Source organism: Nostoc sp. CmiVER01, from assembly GCF_034531135.2.
GTDB lineage: Bacteria > Cyanobacteriota > Cyanobacteriia > Cyanobacteriales > Nostocaceae > Nostoc.
Genome location: NZ_JAVRBU020000012.1, coordinates 258913 through 285522 on the forward strand (window position 1 = coordinate 258913; position 26610 = coordinate 285522).

Annotated in this window: 26 protein-coding genes and 2 pseudogenes; 12 read left to right on the top strand and 16 right to left on the bottom strand. The window is 42.2% G+C overall.

What is annotated here, in order from left to right; translation table 11 throughout:
* Positions 1-515: 515 nt before the first annotated feature.
* Complete coding sequence (locus RMZ43_RS22210) at positions 516-1697, top strand: aldo/keto reductase (RefSeq protein ID WP_322655756.1); 1182 nt, start codon at positions 516-518, stop codon at positions 1695-1697.
* A 67-nt stretch (positions 1698-1764) separates the two neighbouring features.
* On the opposite strand, the gene RMZ43_RS22215 is transcribed toward RMZ43_RS22210, so the two are convergent.
* Positions 1765-3093, bottom strand: coding sequence for a hemolysin family protein (locus RMZ43_RS22215; RefSeq protein WP_322646989.1), 1329 nt, complete (start codon positions 3091-3093; stop codon positions 1765-1767).
* Between the two features lie 240 nt (positions 3094-3333).
* Here RMZ43_RS22215 and mfd point away from each other — a divergent pair, with 240 nt between their 5' ends.
* The 3 genes from mfd (at position 3334) to RMZ43_RS22230 (ending at position 7407) form a co-directional block, all read left to right on the top strand.
* On the top strand, positions 3334-6909 hold the full coding sequence (mfd, locus tag RMZ43_RS22220; protein WP_322655757.1) for a transcription-repair coupling factor: 3576 nt from the start codon (positions 3334-3336) through the stop codon (positions 6907-6909).
* A gap of 88 nt (positions 6910-6997) precedes the next feature.
* Positions 6998-7201 (top strand): type II toxin-antitoxin system HicB family antitoxin, encoded by a 204-nt coding sequence (locus tag RMZ43_RS22225; protein ID WP_104908349.1) that lies wholly within the window; start codon positions 6998-7000, stop codon positions 7199-7201.
* Positions 7198-7407, top strand: coding sequence for a type II toxin-antitoxin system HicA family toxin (locus tag RMZ43_RS22230; RefSeq protein ID WP_190936311.1), 210 nt, complete (start codon positions 7198-7200; stop codon positions 7405-7407). The genes RMZ43_RS22225 and RMZ43_RS22230 overlap by 4 nt, the downstream gene beginning before the upstream one ends.
* Before the next feature lie 14 nt (positions 7408-7421).
* Here RMZ43_RS22230 and RMZ43_RS22235 read toward each other — a convergent pair whose 3' ends face one another.
* Positions 7422-7919 (bottom strand): DUF29 domain-containing protein, encoded by a 498-nt coding sequence (locus tag RMZ43_RS22235; protein WP_322655758.1) that lies wholly within the window; start codon positions 7917-7919, stop codon positions 7422-7424.
* 73 nt (positions 7920-7992) lie between these two features.
* Here RMZ43_RS22235 and RMZ43_RS22240 point away from each other — a divergent pair.
* Positions 7993-8109: pseudogene (locus RMZ43_RS22240) on the top strand (TRCF domain-containing protein); the annotation flags it as partial.
* A gap of 59 nt (positions 8110-8168) precedes the next feature.
* Here RMZ43_RS22240 and RMZ43_RS22245 read toward each other — a convergent pair.
* Positions 8169-8693 (bottom strand): hypothetical protein, encoded by a 525-nt coding sequence (locus tag RMZ43_RS22245; RefSeq protein ID WP_322646986.1) that lies wholly within the window; start codon positions 8691-8693, stop codon positions 8169-8171.
* 251 nt (positions 8694-8944) lie between these two features.
* The gene (ggt, locus tag RMZ43_RS22250) at positions 8945-10708 is read right to left on the bottom strand and encodes a gamma-glutamyltransferase (RefSeq protein WP_322646985.1); all 1764 of its coding nucleotides are present in this window, start codon (positions 10706-10708) and stop codon (positions 8945-8947) included.
* Positions 10709-11406: 698 nt separating this feature from the next.
* Here ggt and RMZ43_RS22255 point away from each other — a divergent pair.
* The 4 genes and pseudogenes from RMZ43_RS22255 (at position 11407) to RMZ43_RS22270 (ending at position 12778) form a co-directional block, all read left to right on the top strand.
* A complete protein-coding gene (locus RMZ43_RS22255) occupies positions 11407-11670 on the top strand; it encodes a hypothetical protein (RefSeq protein ID WP_322646983.1) in 264 nt (87 codons plus the stop codon).
* A complete protein-coding gene (locus RMZ43_RS22260) occupies positions 11654-11992 on the top strand; it encodes a type II toxin-antitoxin system RelE/ParE family toxin (protein ID WP_322655759.1) in 339 nt (112 codons plus the stop codon). The genes RMZ43_RS22255 and RMZ43_RS22260 overlap by 17 nt, the downstream gene beginning before the upstream one ends.
* Positions 11993-12137: 145 nt before the next feature.
* Positions 12138-12398, top strand: a pseudogene (locus RMZ43_RS22265) (hypothetical protein).
* Positions 12398-12778: a type II toxin-antitoxin system HicB family antitoxin gene (locus RMZ43_RS22270; RefSeq protein WP_322655760.1), complete on the top strand. Its 381-nt coding sequence runs from the start codon at positions 12398-12400 to the stop codon at positions 12776-12778. The pseudogene RMZ43_RS22265 and the gene RMZ43_RS22270 overlap by 1 nt, the downstream one beginning before the upstream one ends.
* A gap of 37 nt (positions 12779-12815) precedes the next feature.
* On the opposite strand, the gene RMZ43_RS22275 is transcribed toward RMZ43_RS22270, so the two are convergent.
* The 3 genes from RMZ43_RS22275 to RMZ43_RS22285 form a co-directional block, all read right to left on the bottom strand.
* Entirely contained in the window at positions 12816-13247 is a 432-nt protein-coding gene (locus tag RMZ43_RS22275) for an NUDIX hydrolase (RefSeq protein ID WP_322655761.1), read from the bottom strand.
* Between the two features lie 8 nt (positions 13248-13255).
* Complete coding sequence (locus RMZ43_RS22280; RefSeq protein ID WP_322646981.1) at positions 13256-13708, bottom strand: DUF3531 family protein; 453 nt, start codon at positions 13706-13708, stop codon at positions 13256-13258.
* A gap of 81 nt (positions 13709-13789) precedes the next feature.
* Entirely contained in the window at positions 13790-14719 is a 930-nt protein-coding gene (locus tag RMZ43_RS22285) for a Sll0314/Alr1548 family TPR repeat-containing protein (protein WP_322655762.1), read from the bottom strand.
* Between the two features lie 300 nt (positions 14720-15019).
* Between RMZ43_RS22285 and RMZ43_RS22290 the strand changes: the two genes are divergently transcribed.
* Together RMZ43_RS22290 and rsmG are read left to right on the top strand one after the other, a co-directional pair.
* Positions 15020-15694 carry an ABC transporter ATP-binding protein gene (locus RMZ43_RS22290; RefSeq protein WP_322646979.1) on the top strand — a complete coding sequence of 225 codons (675 nt, stop codon included), beginning with the start codon at positions 15020-15022 and terminating at the stop codon, positions 15692-15694.
* An 88-nt stretch (positions 15695-15782) separates the two neighbouring features.
* Positions 15783-16517, top strand: coding sequence for a 16S rRNA (guanine(527)-N(7))-methyltransferase RsmG (gene rsmG, locus RMZ43_RS22295; protein WP_322646978.1), 735 nt, complete (start codon positions 15783-15785; stop codon positions 16515-16517).
* A 69-nt stretch (positions 16518-16586) separates the two neighbouring features.
* Here rsmG and RMZ43_RS22300 read toward each other — a convergent pair whose 3' ends face one another.
* From RMZ43_RS22300 to RMZ43_RS22340, 9 genes are all read right to left on the bottom strand, one after another.
* Positions 16587-17906 (bottom strand): hybrid sensor histidine kinase/response regulator, encoded by a 1320-nt coding sequence (locus RMZ43_RS22300; protein WP_322655763.1) that lies wholly within the window; start codon positions 17904-17906, stop codon positions 16587-16589.
* Positions 17907-17924: 18 nt separating this feature from the next.
* Positions 17925-20726, bottom strand: a complete 2802-nt coding sequence (locus RMZ43_RS22305) for a hybrid sensor histidine kinase/response regulator (protein ID WP_322655764.1) — start codon at positions 20724-20726, stop codon at positions 17925-17927.
* Between the two features lie 340 nt (positions 20727-21066).
* Entirely contained in the window at positions 21067-21327 is a 261-nt protein-coding gene (locus RMZ43_RS22310; protein WP_322655773.1) for a helix-turn-helix domain-containing protein, read from the bottom strand.
* A 15-nt stretch (positions 21328-21342) separates the two neighbouring features.
* The gene (locus RMZ43_RS22315) at positions 21343-21486 is read right to left on the bottom strand and encodes a hypothetical protein (RefSeq protein WP_322646975.1); all 144 of its coding nucleotides are present in this window, start codon (positions 21484-21486) and stop codon (positions 21343-21345) included.
* Between the two features lie 143 nt (positions 21487-21629).
* Complete coding sequence (locus tag RMZ43_RS22320) at positions 21630-22409, bottom strand: superoxide dismutase (protein WP_322646974.1); 780 nt, start codon at positions 22407-22409, stop codon at positions 21630-21632.
* Positions 22410-22520: 111 nt separating this feature from the next.
* Positions 22521-23651 (bottom strand): ABC transporter ATP-binding protein, encoded by a 1131-nt coding sequence (locus RMZ43_RS22325; protein ID WP_322655765.1) that lies wholly within the window; start codon positions 23649-23651, stop codon positions 22521-22523.
* 56 nt (positions 23652-23707) lie between these two features.
* A complete protein-coding gene (locus tag RMZ43_RS22330; protein WP_322655766.1) occupies positions 23708-23974 on the bottom strand; it encodes a hypothetical protein in 267 nt (88 codons plus the stop codon).
* Positions 23967-24137: a type II toxin-antitoxin system HicB family antitoxin gene (locus RMZ43_RS22335; RefSeq protein WP_322646971.1), complete on the bottom strand. Its 171-nt coding sequence runs from the start codon at positions 24135-24137 to the stop codon at positions 23967-23969. The genes RMZ43_RS22330 and RMZ43_RS22335 overlap by 8 nt, the downstream gene beginning before the upstream one ends.
* A gap of 25 nt (positions 24138-24162) precedes the next feature.
* Positions 24163-24891, bottom strand: coding sequence for a GUN4 domain-containing protein (locus RMZ43_RS22340; protein ID WP_322646970.1), 729 nt, complete (start codon positions 24889-24891; stop codon positions 24163-24165).
* A 274-nt stretch (positions 24892-25165) separates the two neighbouring features.
* Between RMZ43_RS22340 and RMZ43_RS22345 the strand changes: the two genes are divergently transcribed.
* Positions 25166-26587 carry an NADP-dependent isocitrate dehydrogenase gene (locus RMZ43_RS22345; protein WP_322646969.1) on the top strand — a complete coding sequence of 474 codons (1422 nt, stop codon included), beginning with the start codon at positions 25166-25168 and terminating at the stop codon, positions 26585-26587.
* Positions 26588-26610: the final 23 nt, after the last annotated feature.

Sequence of the window (26610 nt, forward strand, 5' to 3'; positions counted from 1 at the left end):
CAACTCAGCCCTGCTGGGTGGTTTTGTCATGTCTTAGCCTAAACACTAATTGGGAAAATAATAGACCTCTTGGCATTTGTGCTTTTTGCACTCTTGGGGAAAGGGGTAAAGGTTAAAGGGGAAAAGGACGATACAGAACTTTTTCCCCTTTTCCCGACTTATGCAAGAAGTCTAATGGAGAAATATTTGCTAGTGTTAACTAGGATAAGATAATTATTTTGTGGAACGGGAATACTGGTCGCAGTCCAATAACCAAAAGACCTGACCAATTTAATATGCGATGAATCCTGCTAGTGTCACAGATTGAACAGAGGTAGTTATTAGACTTCTTGCAGAAGTGGGGTAAAGGGGAAGGGTTAAAGGGGAAAAGATAGAATTTTCCTTTACCCTTTAACCTTTCACCTTTCCCCAACATCAAGGCAAAAGTTACTTTTGCACGATGTCTATTGTGGCACTGTAGGCTTGAATGGCTGTTGTTTTAGATTTTAAGTTGGTAAGCAATCCACAATTTACTGATGCTATATAGACGATTTGGACGCACAGAATTACAGATGCCAGTGTTTTCCTGCGGTGGCATGAGATATCAGTTTAAATGGGAAGATGTTCCCAATAATGAAATTCCTGCTGATAATCAAGCGAATTTGGAAGCGACTATTAGAAAGGCTGTTGAGGTTGGGATTAATCATATTGAAACTGCTCGTGGTTATGGTACTTCCGAAATGCAATTAGGGAGAATATTGCCCAAGTTTCCCCGCGAAAAGTTGATTGTTCAGACCAAAGTCAGCCCAAAGGCAGATGCGAAAGAATTCCGCGAAGCATTTGAACAATCATTGAAAAATCTCCAGCTAGATTATGTTGACCTTTTAGGGTTGCATGGCATCAATCATGCTGAGTCGTTTGATGACAGCATCCGTCCAGGTGGCTGTTTGGAAGTAGCGCAGCAGCTGCAAGCGGAGGGAAAAGTTAGATTTATTGGCTTTTCCACACACGGCTCAACAGATATAATTGTGCAGACAATTAATACCAATCTATTTGATTATGTAAATCTGCACTGGTACTACATTAATCAATGGAATTGGGCAGCAATTGAAGCAGCTAAACGCCACGATATGGGGGTATTTATTATTAGCCCATCTGATAAAGGAGGTTTGTTATATAAACCACCGCAAAAATTAGTAAATCTTTGCGCCCCTTTGAGTCCAATGGTGTTTAATGATTTGTTTTGTTTGAGTCATCAAGAGGTACATACCCTGAGTTTGGGAGCAGCAAAACCAGAAGATTTTGATGAGCACCTGAAGACTTTAGAATTAGTAGATCGGGCATCAGAAATTTTGCCGCCAATTTTAGCAAGGTTGGAAGAAGAAGCGATCGCTACTTTGGGAGAAGATTGGGTAAAATCCTGGGAAACAAATCTACCAACCTTTGACCAAACCCCTGGTGAGGTAAATATTCGGGTAATTTTGTGGCTGCGAAATTTAGCGATCGCCTACGATCTGGTAGAGTATGCCAAAATGCGTTACAACCTGCTTGGTAATGGCAGCCATTGGTTTCCTGGCAACAAAGCTGATCGCCTAGACGAATTAGACTTGCAGCAATGTCTCGCCCGCAATCCCCACGCCGATAAAATCCCTCAACTTTTGGCACAAGCCCATCAAATATTGGCAGGTGAGGCCGTCCAACGTCTATCGAATACTTGACAAATTGTAGTAATGGGGCATGGGAAATAGTAAACAATTATCAATGCCCAATGCCCAATACCAAATACTACTCAGATTTTGCCGTATCCGGTGATTTACTCCCCTTTGGTACGACTAGCACCTTATCAACGCGGTTACCATCCATGTCCATCACTTCAATTCGCATACTTTGCCATTCAAAATGATCTGCTGCGGCAGGAATACGGCCTAAATGGGTGATCACAAAACCACCTAAGGTTTGATAACTGCCGCTTTCTTCAGATTTCCACTCTTCCATCCCGAAAAGTTCCAAAAACTCCTCTACAGGCAACATCCCATCCAAAAGCCAGGAACCGTCCTCGCGTTGCACCGCTTGTGGTTGATCTTGCCCATCTGTTGAAGGAACATCACCCACGATTTCGCTCATGATGTCGTTGAGAGTGACTAATCCTTGAATCACACCATATTCATCGACTACTAACGCCATGTGAGTGATCGTTTGCTTGAATAATTCCAAAACTTTCAAACCACGAGTGCTTTCTGGCACGAATACAGGCTGTCGCAATCCCACTGTTAAATCTAGCGGTTCTCCTCGGAAACTCCTGGCTAATAAGTCAGTAACAGGCATAACACCAAGCACATTGTCAAGTCCTCCCTGACAAACTGGATACCGAGAATAAGCACTATCAACCATTTTTTGGCGATTTTCTTCGGCAGTGTCATCCAAGTCTAGCCAGACAATATCTGGGCGGGGTGTCATTAAGTAGCTGACAGGGCGATCGCCTAAACGAAAAACTCGCTCTACCATATCCTGTTCAGCTTCCTCAAAGGTTCCTGCCTCAGTACCTTGCTCAATTAAGATTTTAATTTCTTCTTCGGTGACTTGCGGCTCGGTAGAAGCTGTAATTCCCAATACTCGCAAGATCAAATCTGTAGAAGCGCTTAAAAGATAGACTACAGGAGAAGCGATCGCCGCCAAGGCTTGCATCGGAATCGCTACAATCGATGCAATCCTTTCTGGGTTATTTAATGCCAAACGCTTCGGTACCAATTCGCCAACAATCAGTGACAAATAGGTAATGATCAAAACCACTATGCCGAAAGATAGCGGTTCACTATAAGGTGCTAACAAGGGCACAAGTTTTACATAGACTGCTAGTCGGTTGGCAATTGTTGCTCCTCCAAAAGCACCAGTCAGGATACCGATCAGGGAAATACCTACTTGGACGGTTGACAGAAAATGATTTGGAGAATCAGCTAATTTCAATGCTGCTTTTGCCTTGGCATCTCCTTGATTGGCAAGCTGTTGTAGCCTAACTTTCCGAGCTGAGACAATCGCCATCTCAGACATAGAAAACACGCCGTTGGCAATAATTAGCACCAAAATGATTAAAATTTCAAAATTTATGGAGGACATGTTTAAAATTGCCACTTATCAGAGCGAACGTAGCTCAATACCTAGTATCTAGTATTAAAGGTGCTTCTATAAATGCTTTTACTGTACACAAAGTAATAGTTATAGTTCTTAAATTTATTAGTTGCCGTGCATTATTCTTCCATCCAAAGAATAAGAAGGCTGTTAACACTTTTAAAATAGTTGAGATAAACTGCCTCAATATTTTCTGATTCACAAAGACTCCCACCGCTAGTAGTACTTATGTCATTTTCTTCTATTGTGCGTGCCTTAGCGCGATCGCCGCTCACCACTGAATTTATTTCTAAGCTAAACCGACAACACCAATTGCGGTTAAATGGCGTTCCTCGACTACCCAAGGGTTTGGTGGCTTCGGCATTGGCGCAGGCTACGGGCAAGGATTTGTTTGTGGTTTGCGCCACTCTGGAAGAAGCTGGACGCGTTTATGCACAACTGGAGGCAATGGGATGGCAAACAGTACATTTTTACCCCACCTCCGAGGCTTCTCCCTACGAACCTTTTGACCCGGAAACTGAGATGAGTTGGGGGCAAATGCAGGTATTGGCAGATTTGCTCAAAAATCAGGAGTCATTAGTCATTAGTCAGTTGTCATTAGAAACAAACCAAGGACAAAAGACAAATGACAAAGGACAAATGACAAATTTAGCAATTGTGGCTACTCAAGGGGCGCTGCAACCCCATTTACCACCACCGGAAGCTTTTGGGCAATTCTGTCTTACCTTGAAGCGGGGGATGGAATTAGACTTGAATGCCTTCAGTGAGAAAATAACTATTTTGGGGTACGAACGAGTTCCTCTGGTGGAAACAGAAGGACAGTGGAGCCGACGGGGCGATATTGTTGATGTGTACCCAGTTTCATCTGAGTTTCCAGTCCGGCTGGAATGGTTTGGTGATGAAATCGAGCAAATGCGGGAATTTGACCCAGCAACCCAACGTTCCGCCCTCGATAAAGTTGACCAGTTAATTCTTACCCCTACTAGCTTTGCTCCCATCGTCATGGCGGCATTGAAGAATAATTCTGAGTTAGGAGTTATGAGTTATGAGTTAAATTCTGACTCAGAACTTAGCACTGAGAACTCATCACTAGAGGGTAGTCGTCGCTTTTTGGGGTTGGCTTTCGAGCAACCAGCATCCCTGCTAAACTATTTATCAGAAAATACCCTGATTGCTATTGATGAGCCAGAACAGTGTCATGCTCATAGCGATCGCTGGGTAGAAAATGCCGAAGAACAATGGGGAATAGGGAATAGGGAATGGAGAGTAGGGAATGAAGAATCTAGCTCTACTCCCCTAACATTGCCGAAAATTCACCGTTCTTTTGATGAGTGTTTGGCTGATGTTGCCAAATTTAAAACCTTATATTTATCGGAACTGTCAGAGGAAAATGATGGGATTAATCTTGCCAGTCGTCCTGTTCCTGTCACGCCGCACCAGTTTGCTAAACTAGCTGAAACCATCCGCCAAGAACGCGATCGCAATTTCTCGATCTGGCTGCTTTCTGCTCAACCTTCGCGTTCCGTCTCTTTATTGCAAGAACATGATTGTCCGGCTCAGTTTATTCCCAATCCCCGCGACTACCAAGCAATAGATAAGCTCCAAATCAATCATACTCCCATAGCCTTAAAATATTCTGGTCTGGCCGAACTAGAAGGTTTTATCCTGCCTACCTACCGAATCGTAATCGTTACAGATCGGGAATTTTTTGGACAGCATTCTTTGGCGACTCCCGGCTATATTCGCAAGCGTCACAAAGCTACTTCTAAACAAGTCGATCCCAATAAGCTGCGTCCAGGCGATTATGTGGTTCATAGAAATCATGGTGTTGGTAAATTTGTCAAGCTCGAAAGTTTGACGATTAATAATGAAACCCGTGATTATTTGGTGGTGCAGTATGCTGACGGATTATTAAGAGTCGCAGCCGATCAAGTAGGTGCTTTATCTCGGTTCCGCGCCGCAGGTGATAAAGCACCGGAACTCAATCGGATGACTGGTAAAGCTTGGGAAAATACCAAGAATAAAGTCCGCAAAGCGATTAAAAAATTGGCGGTGGACTTGTTGAAACTGTATGCAGCGCGATCGCAACAACAAGGTTTTAGCTTTCCAGGTGATATGCCTTGGCAGGAAGAATTGGAAGATTCTTTCCCCTACCAACCCACGACGGATCAACTCAAAGCTGTCCAAGATGTAAAACGCGACATGGAAAGCGATCGCCCAATGGATCGCTTAGTTTGTGGCGATGTCGGTTTCGGAAAGACGGAAGTGGCGATTCGTGCTATTTTCAAAGCAGTCACCGCCGGAAAACAAGTGGCACTCCTTGCGCCAACAACTATTTTAACACAGCAGCATTACCATACACTCAAAGAACGTTTTGCTCCTTACCCGGTAAATGTCGGTTTGCTCAACCGTTTTCGTTCTGCTGAAGAACGCCGCGAGATTCAAAAGCGATTGGCAACGGGTGAATTAGATGTAGTAGTTGGTACGCACCAACTTTTAGGTAAAGGTGTGACATTCAAAGATTTAGGGCTATTGGTAGTGGATGAAGAACAGCGATTTGGGGTAAATCAGAAAGAGAAAATTAAAAGCCTGAAAACTCAAGTTGATGTGCTTACCCTCTCCGCCACACCCATTCCCCGAACTTTGTATATGTCTTTGTCGGGAATTCGGGAAATGAGTTTGATTACTACACCACCCCCAACCAGACGACCAATTAAAACCCATCTATCACCAATAAATTCTGAAAGTATCCGTACTGCAATTCGTCAAGAATTAGACAGAGGCGGGCAGGTATTTTATGTGGTTCCACGAGTAGATGGAATTGAAGAGACAACAGCCAATTTACGAGAAGTTTTACCGGGAGCTAGGTTTGCGATCGCTCACGGTCAAATGGATGAAAGCGAGTTAGAATCAACCATGCTCACCTTCAGCAATGGCGATGCAGATATCCTCGTTTGTACGACAATTATTGAATCTGGCTTAGATATTCCGCGAGTCAACACGATTTTGATTGAAGATGCTCACCGCTTTGGATTGGCGCAACTGTATCAATTACGCGGTCGTGTGGGGCGTGCAGGTATCCAAGCTCATGCTTGGTTATTTTATCCAAAGCAACGGGCATTATCTGACGCAGCACGGCAACGATTACGAGCGATTCAGGAATTTACTCAGTTAGGTTCTGGGTATCAGCTAGCAATGCGCGACATGGAAATCAGAGGCGTGGGTAACTTGCTAGGCGCAGAACAATCCGGTCAAATGGATGCCATCGGTTTTGATTTATACATGGAAATGCTAGAAGAAGCAATTCGGGAAATCCGAGGACAAGAAATTCCGAAAGTGGAGGATACCCAGATTGACCTCAACTTGACGGCGTTTATTCCGGCGGACTATATCACCGATTTGGATCAAAAGATGAGTGCATATCGGGCGGTAGCAACAGCTAAATCTAAATCAGAATTAAAACAGATTGCAGCCGAGTGGAGCGATCGCTATGGTACTTTACCAGTCCCTGCAAATCAACTTTTGCGAGTCATGGAACTCAAACAGCTAGCGAAAAAACTCGGATTTAGCCGGATTAAACCAGAAAACAAGCAGCACGTTGTTTTAGAAACGCCGATGGAGGAACCCGCTTGGAATTTGTTGGCGGCGAATTTACCAGACAATCTCAAAACGCGCTTTGTGTATTCGCCTGGGAAAGTGACGGTGCGCGGATTAGGAGTTTTTAAAGCAGATCAACAATTGCAGAATTTGATTGATGCTTTCGGGAGAATGCAGGGTGCGATTCCAGAGGTGGCTGTTGTTTGAACCTTAACAACATTAATTTGAATAGCCACAGTTAAGAGCAAACAGGTATCGTCGTTAGAATATTCTCACAAACTAGCTCAACAAGTTTATGAAAATCAGAGCAATCATTCATCCAGCAGAAGAAGGCGGCTATTGGGCAGAGGTTCCCGCGCTTCCTGGTTGTATTACCGAAGGAGATACCATAGAAGAGGTGATGGCTAATTTAAAAGATGCTATTGAAGGTTGGCTTGAAGTTGCCAACAGTCGTAATGCAATTGAGTCAACAGATCAAGTTGTCGAAATTGCTGTATGAAATCGATTTCTGGCAAGCAACTTTGTAAGATTGTGGAACAAAAAGGTTGGGTTTTACAAAGAATTACTGGGAGTCATCATATTTATGAAAACCTTGAAGTAGAAAAAATCCTGTCAATTCCTGTTCACCGCAATCAAGATTTGAAAGTTGGAACCTTGAAAGCTTTGATGAAAATAGCCCAGCTATCCGAAGAAGATTTACTTTAATTTCAAATTACTGCTCAAATTTCATCTAGTAATTTGCTTGGTTCACCGGGGTAAAAATCATAGTCCACAATCTCTACCAAACTGTAAGGACACTCTACTGGAAAAGTCCGTTTGGGCAGATCTGTTTCTCCAACAGCCAACTCGACGCCTTTAACGTAGGCTTTGCTAAGTGCTTCTTCAAGGTAGGGTTTGAGGCTAGGATTATCTTCAAGCAGTTCAGCAATATCTAAGCGTTGAATACGAAGTGTTGCTAACCAGCTACGGCTACGACGCCCTGACTGGTACTGCCATATTAGTAAATGTCCAATCAACACACTCATACGGTTTCGCAGTTTTTGACGTTGCTGTTTACCCAAAGATTGAATCTCCTCAATCAGATTTTGCAGATCAATCTGACTCCACTGCTCATTGCGAAGTAAAGTTACTTGTTCCTGTGTCCAAGCGTAAAAATCAGTTTCGTATAAGCTTGGTGAAAGCATTGGTATCTTTGGGTTTGTTTCAGGTACACCCATTAGGTTAGTTCAACCTTAACGTCTTTGCTTTTATTGTATAACTGTCTTCAACTCTACTACTTCTGCTATTGAGAGCGATCGCTATGGCACTTTCCCAGTATCAGCAAATCAACTTTTGCGCGTAATGGAACTCAAACAGCTAGTAAAAAAACTCGGCTTTACCCGGATCAAACTTCCCAAAGTACGCCATCAGGCCCAAACCCGTGAGCGAAAATAGGTAAATTTGATGTATTTGCTAGCTGTTCACCATCATCGGGAGTTGTTCAATTTCAGTAATAGGATAAAACTTAAGGCAGCTAAACTAGCAAATCCAAAGGTAGGCTCGGGAATAGATTTTGCAACTACAAATGGTTGAATTTCAGAAGAGGAAATATAGTTAGCAAGAAAAGGCTTGCCAATATAATTAAGATAAGGTAAACCAACAACATTAGCAGTATACTCATCTAAATTTTCAGAAGTTGAGAAAGCTAATTTAGAATTACTATAGTTAAATCCAAAAGAACTTAAACTAGATACACCCGACCATTTCTCTTGAGGAACTTTGGAGTTACCAGAAAATATCAAATCAAACTTACTCAACTCACCTGTGTAAATCAACCCATCATTATTTTGATCCACACCAGAAAATGAACCAGACAAGATACCTCCGCCTTCCCAGCCTGATTGCGTAAAAGTATAGTCCACAGATGCAGCTTGCACTTGGTTAACTGAGCTTCCTAGCAAGCTGAAAATACTAAGAGTAGTTGTAAATGCTATTTTTGAGAACCATCTCATAGTTTTATGCCAAAGAAATGTTGAGTAATTTTTGATATTGAAAAAGAGAAAATACTTGCTCAAAACTAGCTATACTACTTCTTCTAATCGACCTAGTACAGCACGGCGTAAATAGAGATACAATTCACAATCAAAAAAAAGCTGATAACACAAGCTTTTTGACATTTGACCCTTCGACTCCTTTGGACTGCGCTACCTCGGCTGTGCTCGGCAAAAGTCAAAAGTTGACTTTTGCCTTCCGGCACTAGCTGTTACTCACCCAAAGGCGCTCCTTCACGACGTGGGTCAGCACCACTAATTAGTCCTTGATTAGTTAGTACAATTCCAGTGGAACCACTGGTTAGTTGTAGAATACTGACTGTATGCCCCTTGGCTTCTAAAGCAGGTTTGAGTTTAGCAACATCTGTATTTTCTTCTAGTTCAGTTGGGCCATTACGACTACCAAAATTTGGCAAAGCTAGCGCTTGCTGAATGTCTAATCCCCAGTCGAGATGCCCTACTATTGCCTTAGCGACATAATTAATAATTTGCGGCCCACCAGCTGAACCAATTACCATTACTAGCTTGCCATTGCGATCAAAAACCATCATGGGAGCCATTGAGCTTCTAGGACGTTTCTTGGCTTCTATGCGATTAGCAACGGGCTTTCCTTCTGATGTTGGTGAAAAAGAGAAATCTGTTAGTTGGTTGTTAAGTAAAAAGCCTCGTACCATTAATCTTGAGCCAAAAGCATCTTCAATGCTAGTAGTCATTGAAATAGCGTTACCCGCCGCATCGACAATTGAAACATGACTAGTAGATGGCAAATCCTTAGATTGATCTTTACCCCAGCGACGTGCTTGCTGTAACAATGGATTACCTGCTTGGGCTTGACCGATTGAACGTTCAGGATTGATTTTCGCTGCCCGTAACTTCAGGTAGTTAGGGTTAATTAATTCTTTGACTGGTACTCGGACAAAATCTGTATCAGCTATATATAAATTTCTGTCAGCATAGGCTAAACGTCCAGCTTCAGAAAATAAATGGACTGCTTCTAAAGAAGCTGGCTTTAAAGCTGCCAGATTAAATTGTTGAAGAATACCTAAAATTTGCAGTACGGTTAAACCACCAGAACTTGGAGGCCCCATGCCGCAAACTTTGTAAATTCGATAAGTGCCACAAACTGGTTCTCGTAGTTTAGCTTGATATTGCACTAGATCAGTGGTGGTTAAGTCACCTGGTACAGCAGCTTGCCTCACTGTAGCTACTACGTCTTTTGCAATATTTCCTTGATAAAAGGCATTAGCGCCTCCTTTGGCAATCTGACGCAATACCTCTGCCAAAGGCTGATTGACCAATCTTGTACCAATTGGCTTGGGTGTACCATCGGGTTGATAGAAATAGCTCTTAGCTGGCTCGTTGCGAGATAGATATAGATCCTTACTTAGCAGAGTGTACAAACGTGGTGAAAGTGGAAAACCTTGTTCAGAAAGTTGGATAGCTCCTTGAAACAGTTGAGACCAAGGTAACTTGCCATATTTTTTGTGTGCCAACTCTAGCATTCGTAACACCCCAGGCACACCTACAGATTTACCTCCGACCACAGCATCATAAAACTGTAATGGTTTGCCATTAACATCAAGAAAGCGATCTGGTTTAGCCGCAGCCGGTGCAGTTTCTCGACCGTCATAAGTGACTAACTTCTTAGTTTTGGCATCGTAGTAAACAAGAAAAGCACCACCACCAATACCTGAAGATTGCGGCTCTACCAACGTGAGTACCATTTGGACTGCAATAGCAGCATCTACAGCACTACCTCCACGACGTAGAACATCGCGTCCGGCTGCTGATGCTAGTGGATTTGCAGCTACTACTACATACTTATTTGTGCGAACAGCTTCACGCTCAACTCGACCACTCCCAGCCTCCGGTGGAGGAGGATTTTGGGCTTTGCCTATGATAGCTGGCAAGAGGGTAGCACTGAGTGTGAGGGGAAGCAAACAAGTACCTAACGCAAACTTAGATGCTGTAGTCAACGCAACTCTCCGAATTTAAATATTTTATTTATCGTTAATGCTGGAATTACAAAAAACATCATCAAAACTCTCGTAATATCGAGAGTCTTGCTTGTTGATTTCTTGTTTACTTCACAAATTAGCTTACAAGACATCAAGTTACAGCATATTAGGATACTAGTCAACTATTTCTCACTTTTAAAAATTTTGATTGTGTATGTATTGAAAACAGAGCGATACCTTCTCTGCGTTCGTGCAGCGTGTCGTAGACAGACGCTACGCGTAGCTTGCTTCCCCAAAGGGTTACAGTGGGCTACGCCAACGCCACCCACACCACCTGTAAAGATATCTTTGCCACTAAGCTGTTCCACATTTAATTTGCAAATTTAAATTAGATAAACTCGTCTATCTACTGCTAAGAAGGTCAGTTTTAAAAAATCAACCTATTTAATGAAATATAAAATCAGGAAACAGCTTAGAATTTGGTCATTCCAGAGTTTTTATAAAACTAAACATACATGGGTTTTATCGTGCCGACTTCCTTATGCCAGCCATTAGATACCTAACTCAATCGCAGAAATGAAAGTTTACAAAAAGCTATTTCAGAGAGTAAGTAAGGACGATACACTTTATCTGTCAGGAGCAGGCGGGAATTCTAAACCCAGCCCTTTGAGTATAGTTTAGTAGAATTAAAGGAAATACCAACCCAACTTTAATTCATGATAAAAACTATCGAGGGCATTTATCAGGATGGACAAATTCATCTCACCCAGCTACCGCAAGATATTAGCGATCGCTCCCAAGTCCTCGTTACCTTTCTAGCTCCTGGCAAAATCGACCCCAGTAAATTACGCCAACTGATTGATCAGTTGGAGACAATTGCAGGTATTGGACAAGGTTTCGAGGAACTCAACGCTGGTAAAACTCGCCCAATTGAGGATTTTGTCCAAGAAATGCAACAAAAGTATGGCATTTCAGGTTGAGATTACCCCAATCGCGGAAACTGAGATTGAGCAAGCTTATCGCTGGTATCGAGAACGGAATCCTGAATTTGCTGATCGTTGGTTTCGAGGATTGATGAATGCTATTGCTACCCTACAAGAGAAGCCCCAACGTTGTGCTTTAGCAATCGAACATGAAATTTTTCCAGAAGAAGTACGTCAACTTCTTTATGGGAAAGCCAAAAATGTATACCGAGTACTTTTTACGATTCGAGGTACTACAGTTAATGTATTGTATGTGCGCCATAGTGGCCAAGCACCACTGACAGTAGATGATCTAGAAGAGTTACAAGGTGAAGTTTAGGATTTCAAGGCGATCGCCTTCGCTGTAGGTTAGGAAATTAACAGTTGCTTCTACTCCACCTCTGCTATTGAGAGCGATCGCACCCTAACAACCCCAACAAAGTGCAAGCAGGGATAATTTATAGTATGACTTTCGTATAACAGCCATGACTGAGCTACTTGAACAAGCGATCGCTAAACTCAAAAATTTGCCTCTCAATGAACAAGATGCGTAGGCGTAGCCCGCCGCAGGCATCGCGGCAATGATTTTGGCAGAACTAGAAGATGAACGCCGTTGGGATGAAGCTTTTGCCCGTTCTCCAGACATACTTGCCAAACTTGCAGCCGAGGCAATGGCTGAATACCGTGCAGGAAAGGTGGCAAAATCTAAAGCAGAATTAACGTTTAAATTTAGAAGAGTGGATTGATGAAGACACTGAACCAGAAGAACCAGCAGATTGAGAAGCCATCCTTAGAATATTATTTAAATCTTCAGTACCCTGTAACACTTTACCCCGACCCAGAGAAAGGATATGTAGCTCAAATTAAAGATTTACCTGGCTGTCTTACCCAAGGCGAAACCCTTGAAGAGACAATGGCAAATCTCAATGAGGCGCGGGAATTGTGGATTGAGACGGCTTATGAAGCCGATGATAATATTCCCTTACCAAGTACTAACGATAGCTATAGCGGTAAACTACTAGTACGGATGCCGAAATCTTTACATCGACGTTTAGCTGAGACTTCTGAACGGGAAGGCGTTAGTCTCAACCAGTATATTGTGTCTTTGCTGAGTGCAGTAACATAATTAACAGCAAAGTAATCTTAGTAAAGTTCCATATTCTTTATAAATATTCAAAAAAAACTTCAGGTACTAATCGTAATTCCCCAGATTTCAAGCGAGAAATATCTATCCATAATGCTGTATGTTTATGAGTTGGTGATTCGGAAAAAACTAAACTTTCTAGTTGATAAAATTTTGAATCAGCAAAGTCACATTGATAAAGCTGAATAATTTCATGACCTTGCCTACCACTAAATGTAAACAGGTTTTCTATACAACCCAAATATTTAATATTCGTTAAATCTGCCTGAATTTCCTCTTGAAACTCTCGTTCCAAGGCGGCGCGACTGGTTTCGCCAAATTCAACACCACCGCCTAAAGCACGATAAAATCTTTCTTGCTTTACGGGATCGTAGCCTTCAGAAAGAAATATGCGTTCGCCATCCCGAATTAGCCCCAAGGCTATTACCCGAATTTCGCCTGCTTTATTCATTTTGGTAACTAATTATCGTAAATAGACTGAGGACGGCTTTCGCTATCCTCAATAGGCCAATCTGGATTTTCGCCGCCGATGTACAATTGTTCAATGGTGACATATTCCTGACTTAGCTGGGTGAGGGCGTTGATTAAAATATCTAATGCGATCGCATCACTGGTTCCTAAGTCAAACCAACAACGCCCCCACTGTCCCTCATATTCAAACTCACCAATGTTGTGCATCAGTGCTAGTAGACTTTTGTCATACCCTTGCTCATCATAATTCATGTAGCTGATATCGAGTCCAGTATCCTGTACCTGGAGATTTTCTGCATTAAATGCACCCAATTTACCTAAATAAAACCAGGAATTAAAGACTTCTTCTACATACTGCTTTTCACGGGCAGAAGGATTTGTGCTAAATTTCAGCCAAATCCACATATCAAAAGGATTAATTTCGCGGAACCGAATATCCATTTTAGTTTATTATCTCAATTACTCTTCTGCAAATAAGCATATCAAAGTAGAGAGTGGGGAATGGGGAATGGGGAGTGGGGACTAAGGATTCTTCAGGCTAACAGCACTGCTGCGTTCACGTTCAATTTGTTTGACTAAATCGCCTGGGAGTTGGGATTTTTTAGTCAGTGCTTTGTCAAAATTAGCGATCGCTTCTTGGAGCATCTGCTGGCTTTTTTCTCTTTGCCCCAGTTGTTTCAGTATTTGGGCTTTAAGATAATAAATTTCTGGATTATCTGATGTCGTTTTGATCGCCCGGTTGACATACTCTAGCGCCTGTGGATACCGTTTTAAATCGCGGTAAGCAAGAGCAATACCTCGATCTACTAGATACCCAGGAGCAGCATTTTGTTCTAAGCGTCCAATTGCCTGATCTGGGCTAGCAAAAGGCAAATTAACCGCCAACAGTAAATCCATATAACCCTTGATTAAATTCAGTTCTGGATCGTTGGCAGAAATTGCTTCAGCTTTGTCCAAATATTCATAAACTTGCCGCAACCGACTAAAGGCTTGCGGCACACCGTTGACTGTACCCTTACGGGTGATAATTGCTGCTCCCTCTAAAAAATGACCAACAGCAGTGTATAAATTACCACGCAATGGATCGCTAGAAATCAGTTTTTGTCCAGTTTCTAGAGTTTTTTGGCTATAAGTATCTAGTTTAGCCCAATCCTTATTTCCGTATGCTAAAGATGCGCTCATGGCATAAGCTAGAGGTTCATTTGGCTCTTTGGATAGTGCTTGTTCCAGATAACGCTGTGCTGCTAGATAATTGCCCTGTTGGAAAATCGCTTTAAAAGCGGCTTCTGTTTGGTCGCCAATTTGATGAGGTTCACGATTGCGAAACGGATCGCCAGCGAGGGAAGGATTTACCCACAGACTAAGTGCGAACGCAGCGCCAAAAGCAGTCTGAGCAAGGTTAGTGAGTTTAGCAGACACTACTAATCGAAGCGAAGAAAACCTTTTAGTCATTTTAACCCTCAGAATATTTGCGGTTGAAATAGTTGTATGTGTTACTTAGAATGCAAAAAATGGTTAATTTTAACTTGCCTCTGCTTCAACCAAAATTTTCTTATATAAAGGTTGACTTTGGTAATTTTTTCATGTTCCTAAGCTGGTTAGAGCCAAAGTTTTAAGGATGACTCTGCCACAATAGAGAAAAAGTGGATGATTCTTGCTGCTAAATTAAGGTGTTAATCCTTTCTTGGAATTTTCCAGATGCTTTTAGTGTAGCTAATCAGTAATTTGCTGACTTTTTGGTAATCTTAACAAATGCTCTATCTCCGAAATTTAAATTATCACCCGACAGCGTGCCCAACAGCGATTCTCAAATCGATCAACTTGGAATTAGCACCCCAGCAGCTAGGTCTGATTATTGGCGCGAGTGGTTCGGGTAAAAGTACCTTACTAGAAATTTTGTCTGGACTGGCTGAACCCACTAGCGGCGCACTCTTCTGGCGGGAACAAGAACTTATAGCCGAACAGCTGCAACAGTTAGCTGGGTTGGTATTTCAATTTCCAGAGCGTCACTTTTGCGGTGGTTCAATTTTAGAAGAATTGCGTTTAGGACATCCTGAGTTAGGGTCAGAACGAGTCAGACAGGCCCTAACCGAAGTGGGATTAGACCATTTATCGCTCTTTGCCGCTCCCTATGCTTTAAGTGGTGGTCAGCAACGACGTTTAGCTTTGGCAGTGCAATTGATTCGCCAGCCAAATTTACTGTTATTGGATGAACCCACAGCTGGGTTAGATTGGTCAATGCGTCGGCAACTGGTAAATTTATTAGCGAAACTCAAACAAGATTGGACGCTGTTGGTAGTGACACACGATGCTGGGGATCTGTTAGCGATCGCAGACCGTTGCTGGACACTCAACCACGGTGAACTACAATCAGTAGACCCAAAGTCACTAGAAGCCAAAGCTAAAGAACCTTTACCAACTGTGTGAGAAAAGAGCAGGGGGACAAGGGGACAAGGGGACAAAGAGAAAAACTATACCCCATGTTTCATACCAAATGACAAATGACAAATGACAAATGACTAACTTATTGCCTGAGATGGCAGAAATCTGGCAGCAAACTCTCAATTGGCAACCAAGTGTCCAACAGCAAGCGCAATTCCAAAGGCTTTATGAGTTAATCCTAGAAGGTAATCGCCAACTTAATTTAACTCGGATTACTGACCCCCAAGAGTTTTGGGAAAAACATCTCTGGGATTCTCAGCGAGGAATTGCACCTCTTTTATCAGCAAATTTCTCTCCTGCTTCCCCTGCTCTCATTGATATTGGTACAGGTGCGGGTTTTCCGGGTGTTCCAGCAGCAATTACTGTACCTAATTGTACAATTAATCTTCTCGATTCCACTCGGAAAAAAATTTCTTTTATCGACAATATATTAACTGAACTTGCCCTTAGCAATGCCAAAACTCTAGTTGGTAGGGCTGAAGAAATCGGTCATCACCCGCAGCATCGGCAAGCTTACGATATTGCATTAATCCGTGCTGTAGGATCAGCTTCTGTCTGTGCAGAATATACTTTACCACTGCTCAAACAGGGAGGTTTAGCCATAATTTATCGCGGTAATTGGACAGAGGATGAAACAATTGCTTTGCAGAATGCTGTGAAGCATTTGGGTGGTGTCATTGAATCAATCGAACAATTTACAACACCCCTGAGTTGCAGCATTCGGCACTGTGTTTATTTGCGTAAGGTAGCTACCACACCAGCTAATTTTCCTCGTGCTGTTGGTATACCTACTCAAAAGCCGCTTTGAGGGGAAAGATGGGAATAGTGGGGAAAAATAATTTCTTTTTCTTCGTATCTGTCATTGGAATAGTAGCAATTAAGACACTGGAATCTTAATAACAAATTCTGTGCCCTCACCCAGAATGGAGTTGCAGATTAACTTACCATTATGGGTTTCTTCAACAATTTGACGAGCGATCGCTAATCCCAATCCTGTTCCCTTGCCAACGTCTTTAGTGGTAAACAAGTGGTCAAAGATATGTCTTTTAATATCCTCTGGCATTCCCGGCCCGTTATCTTTGATTTTAATTACTACCGTATTTTCGTCACTGGAAACTTCAGTGCGAATTATAATTTGTTGAGAATTAGCTTGTAATTGGGTAAATGTTCGCCCAACGCTTTCTGTATCTAATACATCAATTGCATTGGCAAGGATATTCATAAATACTTGATTTAATTGTCCTAAAAAGCATTTAACAGGCGGTAATTTACCATAATCTGTAATTACCTCAATCGCTGGACGTTTTTGGGACGGTTTGAGGCGATACTTCAAAATTAACAGTGTACTCTCAATTCCTTCATGCAGGTCGCAAGCAACTTTTTCAGATGTATTGGCTCTGGAAAAGGTGCGGAGACTAGTGCTAATGTCCATAATGCGTTCTGTTGCTACATGCATCGAACCTAGCAGCTTTGGTAAATCCTCAGTAAGAAATTCTAATTCAATTTTCTCGGCAAGATTGGTGACGGCCGGTGTCAGTTGGGGATAATGTTCCTGTACACATTGCACATACTTAAATAAATCTTGGATATACTCTTGAGCATTATTTAGGCTGCCTTTGAGAAATCCAAGAGGGTTGTTAATTTCGTGCGCTACCCCTGCAACTAAGTTACCCAAAGTTGCCATTTTTTCACTTTGAACTAATTGCAATTGTGCGTTTTTAAAATTATCTAGCGCTTGCGAAAGCTCTGCGGTGCGTTCTTGTACCCGTTGTTCTAAAATATCCTTTTGTCGAGCTAATTCTAAATTTGCTTGTCGCAGTTTCAGGTGAATCTTAATGCGTGCAAGAACTTCTTCTTGTTGAAATGGCTTTGTAATATAATCGACACCTCCTAAGGCTAAACCTTTGACTTTATCGGTTGTATCATTAAGAGCAGTCATGAAAATAATTGGAATCTCACAGGTAGTCTGCTGAGATTTTAATTGACGGCAGGTTTCAAAGCCATCAATTCCTGGCATCATTACATCTAGTAAAATTAAATCAGGAGGGTAGTTTTTAATCGTTTCGATACCGTGCAAACCATCCATTTCTACTAGAACTTTATAACCTGATCGGTCGAGTGCATCATATAGCACTTCAATATTAGTTGGATGATCGTCAATAATCAGAATTGTTTGACCTTTTTCATCATTTGCCATTAGTTTTCAATCTCCTAGCTAAATTTCTGTTGATTCTTGAGATTGGTTTATCGACTCTTGAAGAAAATGACGAACTGTCTGAATATTGAAGCCTTTAACCAATTCCCTAAGTTCTTGAATAAAGGGTTGATATTGTTCATCTAATTGAGCTAATTGATCCAATTCTTCTCGGATACCTCTAAAGTACCCAGTTTCCACATGTTCTAATAACCCTTTTAAATCAGAAATGCTTGGAATTAAAATGGTTTTAGCGCTTGCATCTGTAGCGATTGAGGATTCTGCGCTGGTATTTTTATATACCCAATTTAATTTTAATTGCTTGGCTAATACAGCATAAAGTTCATCTGCTTGCACGGGTTTTGCTAAGAAATCGTTACCACCAGCAGCTAAACTCTTTTGGCGGTCAATCTCAAACACGCTAGCAGAAGAGACAATCACGATAGCATCACGTAAAGTTTCAGACTGACGCAATTGTTTGAGCATTTCCCAGCCATCCATTACGGGCATGGCTAAATCACAAATGATCACATCGGGGCGATCGCGTGCAATTTTTTCTAAACCCTCTTGTCCGTTGTTGGCTTCGATAACCTCAAAACCAAGGGGTTCCAAAAGATTGACAATCACTGAGCGATTTTCCCAACGGTCATCGACAATTAGGATTTTTTTGCGATTCTCTTTCACAGAGGTAATGCCAGCGTATCCGATAATTCTGCCAGATGATGTTAGGGAATTTGCTTGTACCCAATCAGTTGCGATCGCACAGTTAATATTAAAGAAAAACTTACTACCAACCCCTAATTGGCTTTCAACCTGGATTTGACTGGCCATCAACTCAACAAATCGCTGGCTGATAGCAAGTCCTAATCCTGTTCCTTCGCTTTGACGTTTGCTATCCCCGACTTGCTCAAAGGGGAGGAAGATTTTCTCTAATTGCTGGGGACTCATGCCGATGCCCGTATCCTGAATATAGAAGCGAAGATTAGTTATATCCCCTAACAGAACTTCCACTTTAAATGTGACACTGCCTTTGTCGGTAAACTTAATGGCATTTCCCAGCAAGTTAATCAAAACTTGTCGCAGACGCTTCTCATCAGCAACAATACCAATTGCTGAATTCTTCGGCGGCTGATAAATAAACTCAATACCCTTTTGTTCGGCTTTAATGCGGCAGATTTCCACAACACTTTGTAGAAATGCAGGTAGATAAAATGGAACTAGATGTAGTTCTAGTTTGCGAGCTTCGATTTTAGATAAGTCGAGAATATCGTTAATTAAAGTCAGTAAATGCGAACCACATTGATAGATAATATCGATGCCACGCTGTTGTTTTTCGTCAGATGCAGTCCGGGCAAGAATTTGGGCATAGCCTAAAATCCCGTTGAGCGGTGTCCGCAGTTCATGGCTCATGTTTGCGAGAAAATCGCTTTTGGCATGATTGGCAGCATCAGCAGTAAGTTTCGCTTCCTTTAACTCGTGGGTGCGTTCTTCTACGCGACTTTCTAATTCTTCGTTAGTTTTAGCTAATTGTTGATTGGTTTGCTCAATAGTGGTGAAAGAGTCTCGTAACTGCTGCGCCATGCGGTTGAAAGACTGCGCCAATCTACCCAATTCATCCACTGGCGGTACTTCTACCTGTTGGTTTAATTCACCTGCTGCAATCGATTCTGATGCTTGACTCAAGCGCAAAATAGGATGGGCAATCCAACGAGAGGTATAGAAGCCTAAAATTGTTGCTAATGTTAATGCACCCAGACATAACAAAAGTGTTGTGCGCGTGTTGGCATTAATTTGTCCCATAAAGTCCGATTCTGGAACCGCCACAACCACCAGCCAATCTAAACCCCATTCATCCCGCCAAGGTGCTACTTGAACAAAATGGCGCTGACCGTTAAGTTGAAATTCCAGCGACTGATTGTCTTTGATGGTTGATAAACTCTTAAAACGCTCAGTTAAATGTTTTGTAGTAGCTTGAATCAGTGGATCTTTACTGTCAGAGCCATAAAGCCGTTTAGCTTTGCCATTAACAAGCGTAAAAGGTTGTTCTTTGTTGGAACTTGCAATTAACAATCCATTGCGTTCCAAAATAAAAGTTTTCCCAGCTGGACTAACTTTTAGCTGCTGGAGAAAATCACTAATCTGCGTGAGTCGCTGGTCAACTCCAATAACACCAATTAAATTCTTGTTTTTGTCATAAACCGGACGATTGGCAGACACAGATAGCGTGTAAGGCGGCGATTGCCATTGATAAAGCGTCCACATCGATTTGCCTGTTTTTGCTGGTTCTGCACACCAAGCTTCTTGCATCGCAATGTAAGGGCCATTATCGATCGCCAGTTTAGCCCGATTCCCTAGTTTATCTGTGTTGTAGATATACCAATGTTGATTGCCATTGCGCTTGCGGGAAACTTCATCAACTGTAACGCGACCATCATCAAAGAAGCGTCCAGCACCTGCAAAATCTCCTGTCTGTAAGCAAAAACCAATATAGCCAATATTATAGAGTTGAAGTTGCTTCCAGAAAAACTGCCCAAGTTGCTGTGGATTGTCCGGGTGAAGTAATCCCATATCCATCGCGCCGCCGTTAATTTCAGCTAAATGACGACCTGTATTAAGATAACTATCTAAATGCTGGTCAATGCGATCGCTAACTTCATGTTGCAATCGATTGGCTAAATCATTCACTGCTTGTTGTCCGTTGCGGAGAGATAAATAGCCTGTTAGCCCTACTGCGGCGAAAATTTGCAAAACGAAAGGAAACACAAGCACTAAGCGTAGCGGTAGATTCCCCTTGGCATGAAAACTTTTCTTATTTGATAGCATCACCTCAGATTGGCTCTCCTTACATCCTGACGATTGTCATTGGCTATGTATAGGATTCCCAAATTAACCTTGATAATTAAAGCGATCCTCAGTTAGGTTCAATACGCCTGCTTATTGAGGAGTTATAAGTTCGGAAAATCAGGATAAATTTATATTTTGATTCGTTATATCTGCTTTTGAATAACAAGACTTATACCAATTCAAAAAATGTTTGCGACAGATAGGGCATTCAAAATGAAATCATAACCAGTCAGAGAAGCAGCCACTTGAGAAGTCAGTTGAGCAAGAAGTTCAGCAACCTTAGTTCGCAAATGTTCTAGATTATCGAATAACTCCCACTTCAAACTAAATGATGTACCGTGGCATATTCAGCTTCTACTCCTAAGATAGTACCAAGCCAATGCTGAATTTGTTTATACCCTGCAAAACCAATTTCTGGCTGTTCTAATTGTTTCTTGAGACTTTCAACTGCCCAATTTGGTATTACTCTTGTTCGACCTGGACTTACACCAAATTCAAGCATAGTCTCGATTCCAGTTTCACGATACTCTGCCAACCACCTTTGTACTGTGCTTCGATGCTTTCCTAGTATTTTAGCGATGCCTTCGGCGGCAAGCTACGCACACACGCTCGTTCCTTGATCTTTTATCATATAAAGCGCTTGTACGCGCTCTTTTAGTCGTGCATTACGCTGTTGACGTAGCAGTGCCTCTAGTTCCTCAGCACTTTCTTTAATCTCTATCCGGGTTATCCCTGCCATCACACCCCCCAAATGCTGCTTCTATACATTTACCATTTGTCGCATTCTTTTTTCAAATTGGTATTACATCACAAAAATGGCAACAGAATACTGTTTCTGTTGCCATTTTATAAGTGCCTATAACTCTAAATTATTGTCTTGCCTCAGGCAAGTTTACTTGCTGCTGCAAATCGCTTGTTAATCTCATCCCAATTAACCACGTTCCACCAAGCATCTAAATAATCGGCGCGGCGATTCTGGTAATTGAGATAATATGCATGTTCCCATACGTCATTACCCAAGATAGGATATTTACCTGCACTTAAGGGAGTATCTTGATTGGCTGTAGTGGTCACTTCCAACTTGCCACCTTTGTTACGCACTAACCAAACCCAACCACTACCAAAACGACCAGCACCAGCTTCATTAAACTGTTTTTTGAAAGCTGCAAAAGAACCAAAATTTTGATTAATCGCGGAGGCTATATTTCCCGTTGGTTCTCCCCCACCTTTCGGCTTCATAATTTGCCAGAACATTGAGTGGTTGACATGACCACCGCCATTATTGCGTACTGTTTTGCGAATATCTTGTGGTACGGTATCAAGTTTTTGCAACAGTTCTTCAACACTTTTACCTTTGAGTTCTGGATGTTTGGCTAACGCTGCATTCAGGTTTTTCACATAAGTTGCATGGTGTTTATCGTGGTGAAATTGCATCGTTTTGGCATCGATGTGTGGTTCAAGTGCTTCGTAGGCGTAAGGTAAAGGCGGTAGTTGGATAGCCCCTGTTGTATTTGCTGTTGTATTTAGTTTTGTATTTGGTGTTGTGTCAGAAGTTGCAGTGTTTCCCTGAGGAGATTTCTCTGCCAATGCACAAGCATCTAATGCAAAAGCACCCGCTCCTGATGTAAGTAAAAACAAGAAATGGCGTCGATTAATAGTCATATAAGTTTTTGCAGCGAATCCATTAAGTATTTATTGCAGTTATTATTTTCTTAGATTCTGGCTACAAAAAATTGGAAATTGGTGATTATTTATGGCAGTTTAAAAAACTATTTATAAGATTCTGTCTCCAGTTTTGGGATCAAACACAAACAATTGATTTAAATCAAGTTGTAGAGAAAGCCGATCGCCTGGACGCGGACGCACATCCCCGCCCACCTGAAAATTCAACACCACCGCCGAACCAAGTAAACCAGCACGAATCAAAGTTTCCCTTCCCAAAGGCTCCACCACCTTAACTTCCACAATCAGCTGACCCTCATTTACTTCTTGGCGTCCTTGGCGACTTGGCGGTAGCCTGCGGCAAGCCGAAGCGTCTACGTTAATAAAAATATGCTCTGGACGAATCCCCAAATCATAACTGTGTCCCTGACGCAACTGCAATTTTTCTTTCACAACTGCTGGAATTGTTAATAACTGTCCACTTACATCAAAACCACTACTTTCATAGATTGCAGGCAAAATATTCATTGGGGGACTGCCTAAAAAAGTTGCCACCATCTGATTAGCCGGACTTGCATAAATAGTTTGGGGATCGCCGATTTGTTGAATCCGTCCACGATTTAGCACGACAATTTTATCAGCCAGAGTCATCGCTTCGACTTGATCGTGGGTGACGTAAATTGTTGTAATGCCTAACTCTTGATGTAGCTGTTTCAATTCTGCCCTTGTATCATCGCGCAATTGGGCATCTAAATTAGATAAAGGTTCATCAAGTAAAAATACTTGTGGTTCACGAGCGATCGCTCTCCCTAATGCTACCCGTTGTTGTTGTCCCCCGGAAAGTTGTTTCGGCTTACGATCCAGCAAGTGATCCAAAGAAAGCGATCGCGCTACATTCATCACCCGTTCTTGAATGATTTTTCGGTCAACCTTCCGCATTTGCAAGCCAAAGCCGATGTTTTCTGCCACACTCATGTGAGGATAGAGAGCGTAGTTTTGGAACACCATCGCTACATCTCTTTGTCTGGCTGGGATATTATTCACCAAGCGATCGCCAATATAAAGTTTGCCAGATGTAGCGGTTTCTAAACCTGCGATCGTTCGCAAAATTGTAGATTTACCACAACCCGATGGCCCGACTAAAACCCAAAACTCGCCATCAGGAATTTCAAAGGTAATATCCTCAATAGCGGTGACATTATTGAATCTACGCTTAATATCTTCTAGACGAACGTTTGCCATTATCTAATTTGATATTTTCAGTTTGGGATCTGCGCTAAGTAACCTCCAACTCAGTACTAGGGGGTTTTATCTGCCCCCTCTGAGGAACTGTGAGGCTGCTTTGTAAATGCAGAAACTTGGTTGTCCTGCACAACTCTAATCAGAAATCTTAGAGCCTCATTCACGACATCGGCATTGGGAAAAACCTGTGCAACATCAGGTTCTAAACGAATTGTTGTCTTACCAAAGCTCTTTTGTTCAGGGCCGAACTTTCTAACCCCTAGACTTTTTAAGTCATACTCTGATCGCAGACTACAGCATGAGATTTTTGACTTCTCAGACATTCTCTAAACAAAGTTCAATGACTTGTTTCATATTAGCCATCAACTCATCAATTGTTTCTCCCTGACTGTAACAGGCTTTTAGCTGAGGAACTTCTCCAACATAGTAGCCATCTTCATCCCGTTCAATGATGACGTAGAATTCTCGGTTGGTGGAATTGATCATAATCTGTTTGTCCGTAGGCTTAAAATCATTTTTCTGGATTCTTCGACCACGCTGGGTGAGAAAGTAAAGAAGCAAAGACTCTTACTCCCCGAAGTTGATTAGAGAGGGGTAAGTGACCTCTAGGCGCACTTAAATCCCAGGTAAACCCGTTAGGGTATCGCGTCCAGTTATTACCTGCTTTCCAGCCAATTTTCGGCCAGAAGTTCTCCCAGTTTTTACCCAAACTTAACCAGATTTCTCGCTGCACTGAAAAACCAAATTTACCTTCGGAGTGGACTAACCAGAGGTTGTTAATGGTTTGCAAGTCAATAGCGGAGGTATTTTCTACCTCAGTAAAGTACAACCATTTTCGTTGTACAGCCGTTGGCCCTGATAGTTCACACATTTTTTCGATGGTGACGCGATCGGCTGCTTGGAAGTCTTGAACAGCTAGTAGCTGTTGCAAAGAATTGTAGTTAATCCCGCACTCTGATTTTAGAGGTACAATTCCTTCAGGAAAACAAGAGCGCAGAAATTCTTTGGCTTGAGGTGCATCGGAGTTATAGAGAACTTGGTAAGCTTTGCCATCGACCCAAGTCGCTGGGTTCTCACGCCGTTTCAGTAAAAATTCCATCAACACGTCTAATCCCTCATTACCCAACTCAGCTAATTGTGGGATTATCTGCTGTTGGACTTTTTCAGACCCAGCGATTAATGGTCTTCGGAGAGAGTCGATGTCATTTGCAGGGCCTGATAAAATCATTGGGTCTGTCATGCCATTCTTGTTTTAGCGGTCAGTGAAAGAGCGTTAAGCTATCTGGCTCCTCTAAGGTGAAGCACTGATAGCGAAAAGTAGTTTACTATTTTTGATCGTACAAAATTGCGATCGCTTCACTGAATCCCACACTTAATCCCCAAATAATGTACAAGGGGAACAGGGGGAAAATCTGCGCCTTATGGCTTGGTGAACAAAATACATAGCAAAATATACAAGCCTGCCACATAAGGTTTTTTTGAATAGCAGTGTATCGATTAGGAGTGTGTGAACGATGTACGAAAAGATTACCCCCCCCGCAACCGGAGCAAAAATCACCTTCAAAAATGGTGAACCAATCGTACCGGACAATCCAATTATCCCCTTTATTCGTGGCGATGGTACAGGTATAGACATCTGGCCTGCTACCCAAAAGGTGCTAGATGCTGCGGTAGCTAAAGCATATAAGGGTCAGCGTCAAATTAGTTGGTTCAAAGTTTACGCTGGGGATGAAGCCTGCGATTTATACGGAACATACCAATATTTACCTCAAGACACTCTCACGGCAATTGAAGAATATGGTGTAGCTATTAAAGGGCCTTTGACTACTCCCGTTGGGGGGGGAATTCGTTCTTTAAATGTAGCGCTGCGACAGATTTTTGACTTGTATGCTTGCGTGCGTCCTTGCCGTTACTATGCAGGTACGCCCTCACCTCATAAAAATCCCGAAAAGCTTGATGTAATTGTTTATCGGGAGAATACGGAAGATATTTATTTAGGTATTGAGTGGCGACAAGGTAGCGAAATTGGCGATCGCTTAATTAAAATTCTCAATGAAGAACTGATCCCCGCCACCCCAGAACACGGAAAAAAACGCATTCCTCTTGATTCTGGTATTGGCATCAAACCCATCAGCAAAACTGGTTCCCAGCGTCTAGTTAGACGTGCCATCAAACACGCCTTGCTATTGCCCAAAAACAAACAACAAGTGACTTTGGTGCATAAGGGCAACATCATGAAGTATACCGAAGGCGCTTTCCGCGATTGGGGTTATGAACTAGCAACCAGCGAATTTCGCCAAGAAACTGTCACCGAACGAGAATCTTGGATTTTGAGCAACAAGGAAAAAAATCCGAATATTTCCTTGGAAGAAAACGCCCGCGAGATTGATCCTGGGTTTGATAGTCTCACTGAAGAAAAGAAAGCGCAAATTGTCAAGGAAGTTGAAACTGTTCTTAACACAATTTGGGCAACCCACGGCGATGGCAAATGGAAAGAGAAAGTTTTGGTGAATGATCGGATTGCTGACAGTATTTTTCAACAAATCCAAACCAGACCGGATGAGTATTCGATTTTGGCGACAATGAACTTGAACGGCGATTATTTGTCTGATGCCGCCGCCGCCATTGTTGGGGGATTAGGAATGGGGCCAGGGGCAAATATTGGTGATTCTAGTGCCATATTTGAGGCTACTCACGGCACTGCACCCAAACACGCCGGATTAGATCGGATTAATCCTGGTTCAGTGATTTTGTCTGGTGTGATGATGCTGGAATTTCTGGGTTGGCAAGAAGCGGCAGACCTAATTAAGAAAGGTTTAAGCGATGCGATCGCAAATAGTCAAGTGACTTACGATTTAGCCCGGTTGCTGGAACCGCCAGTTGAACCCTTAAAATGTTCTGAATTTGCCGAGGCAATTATTCAACATTTTGGTTAATTCTATTAGGGTTAATTAGTCAC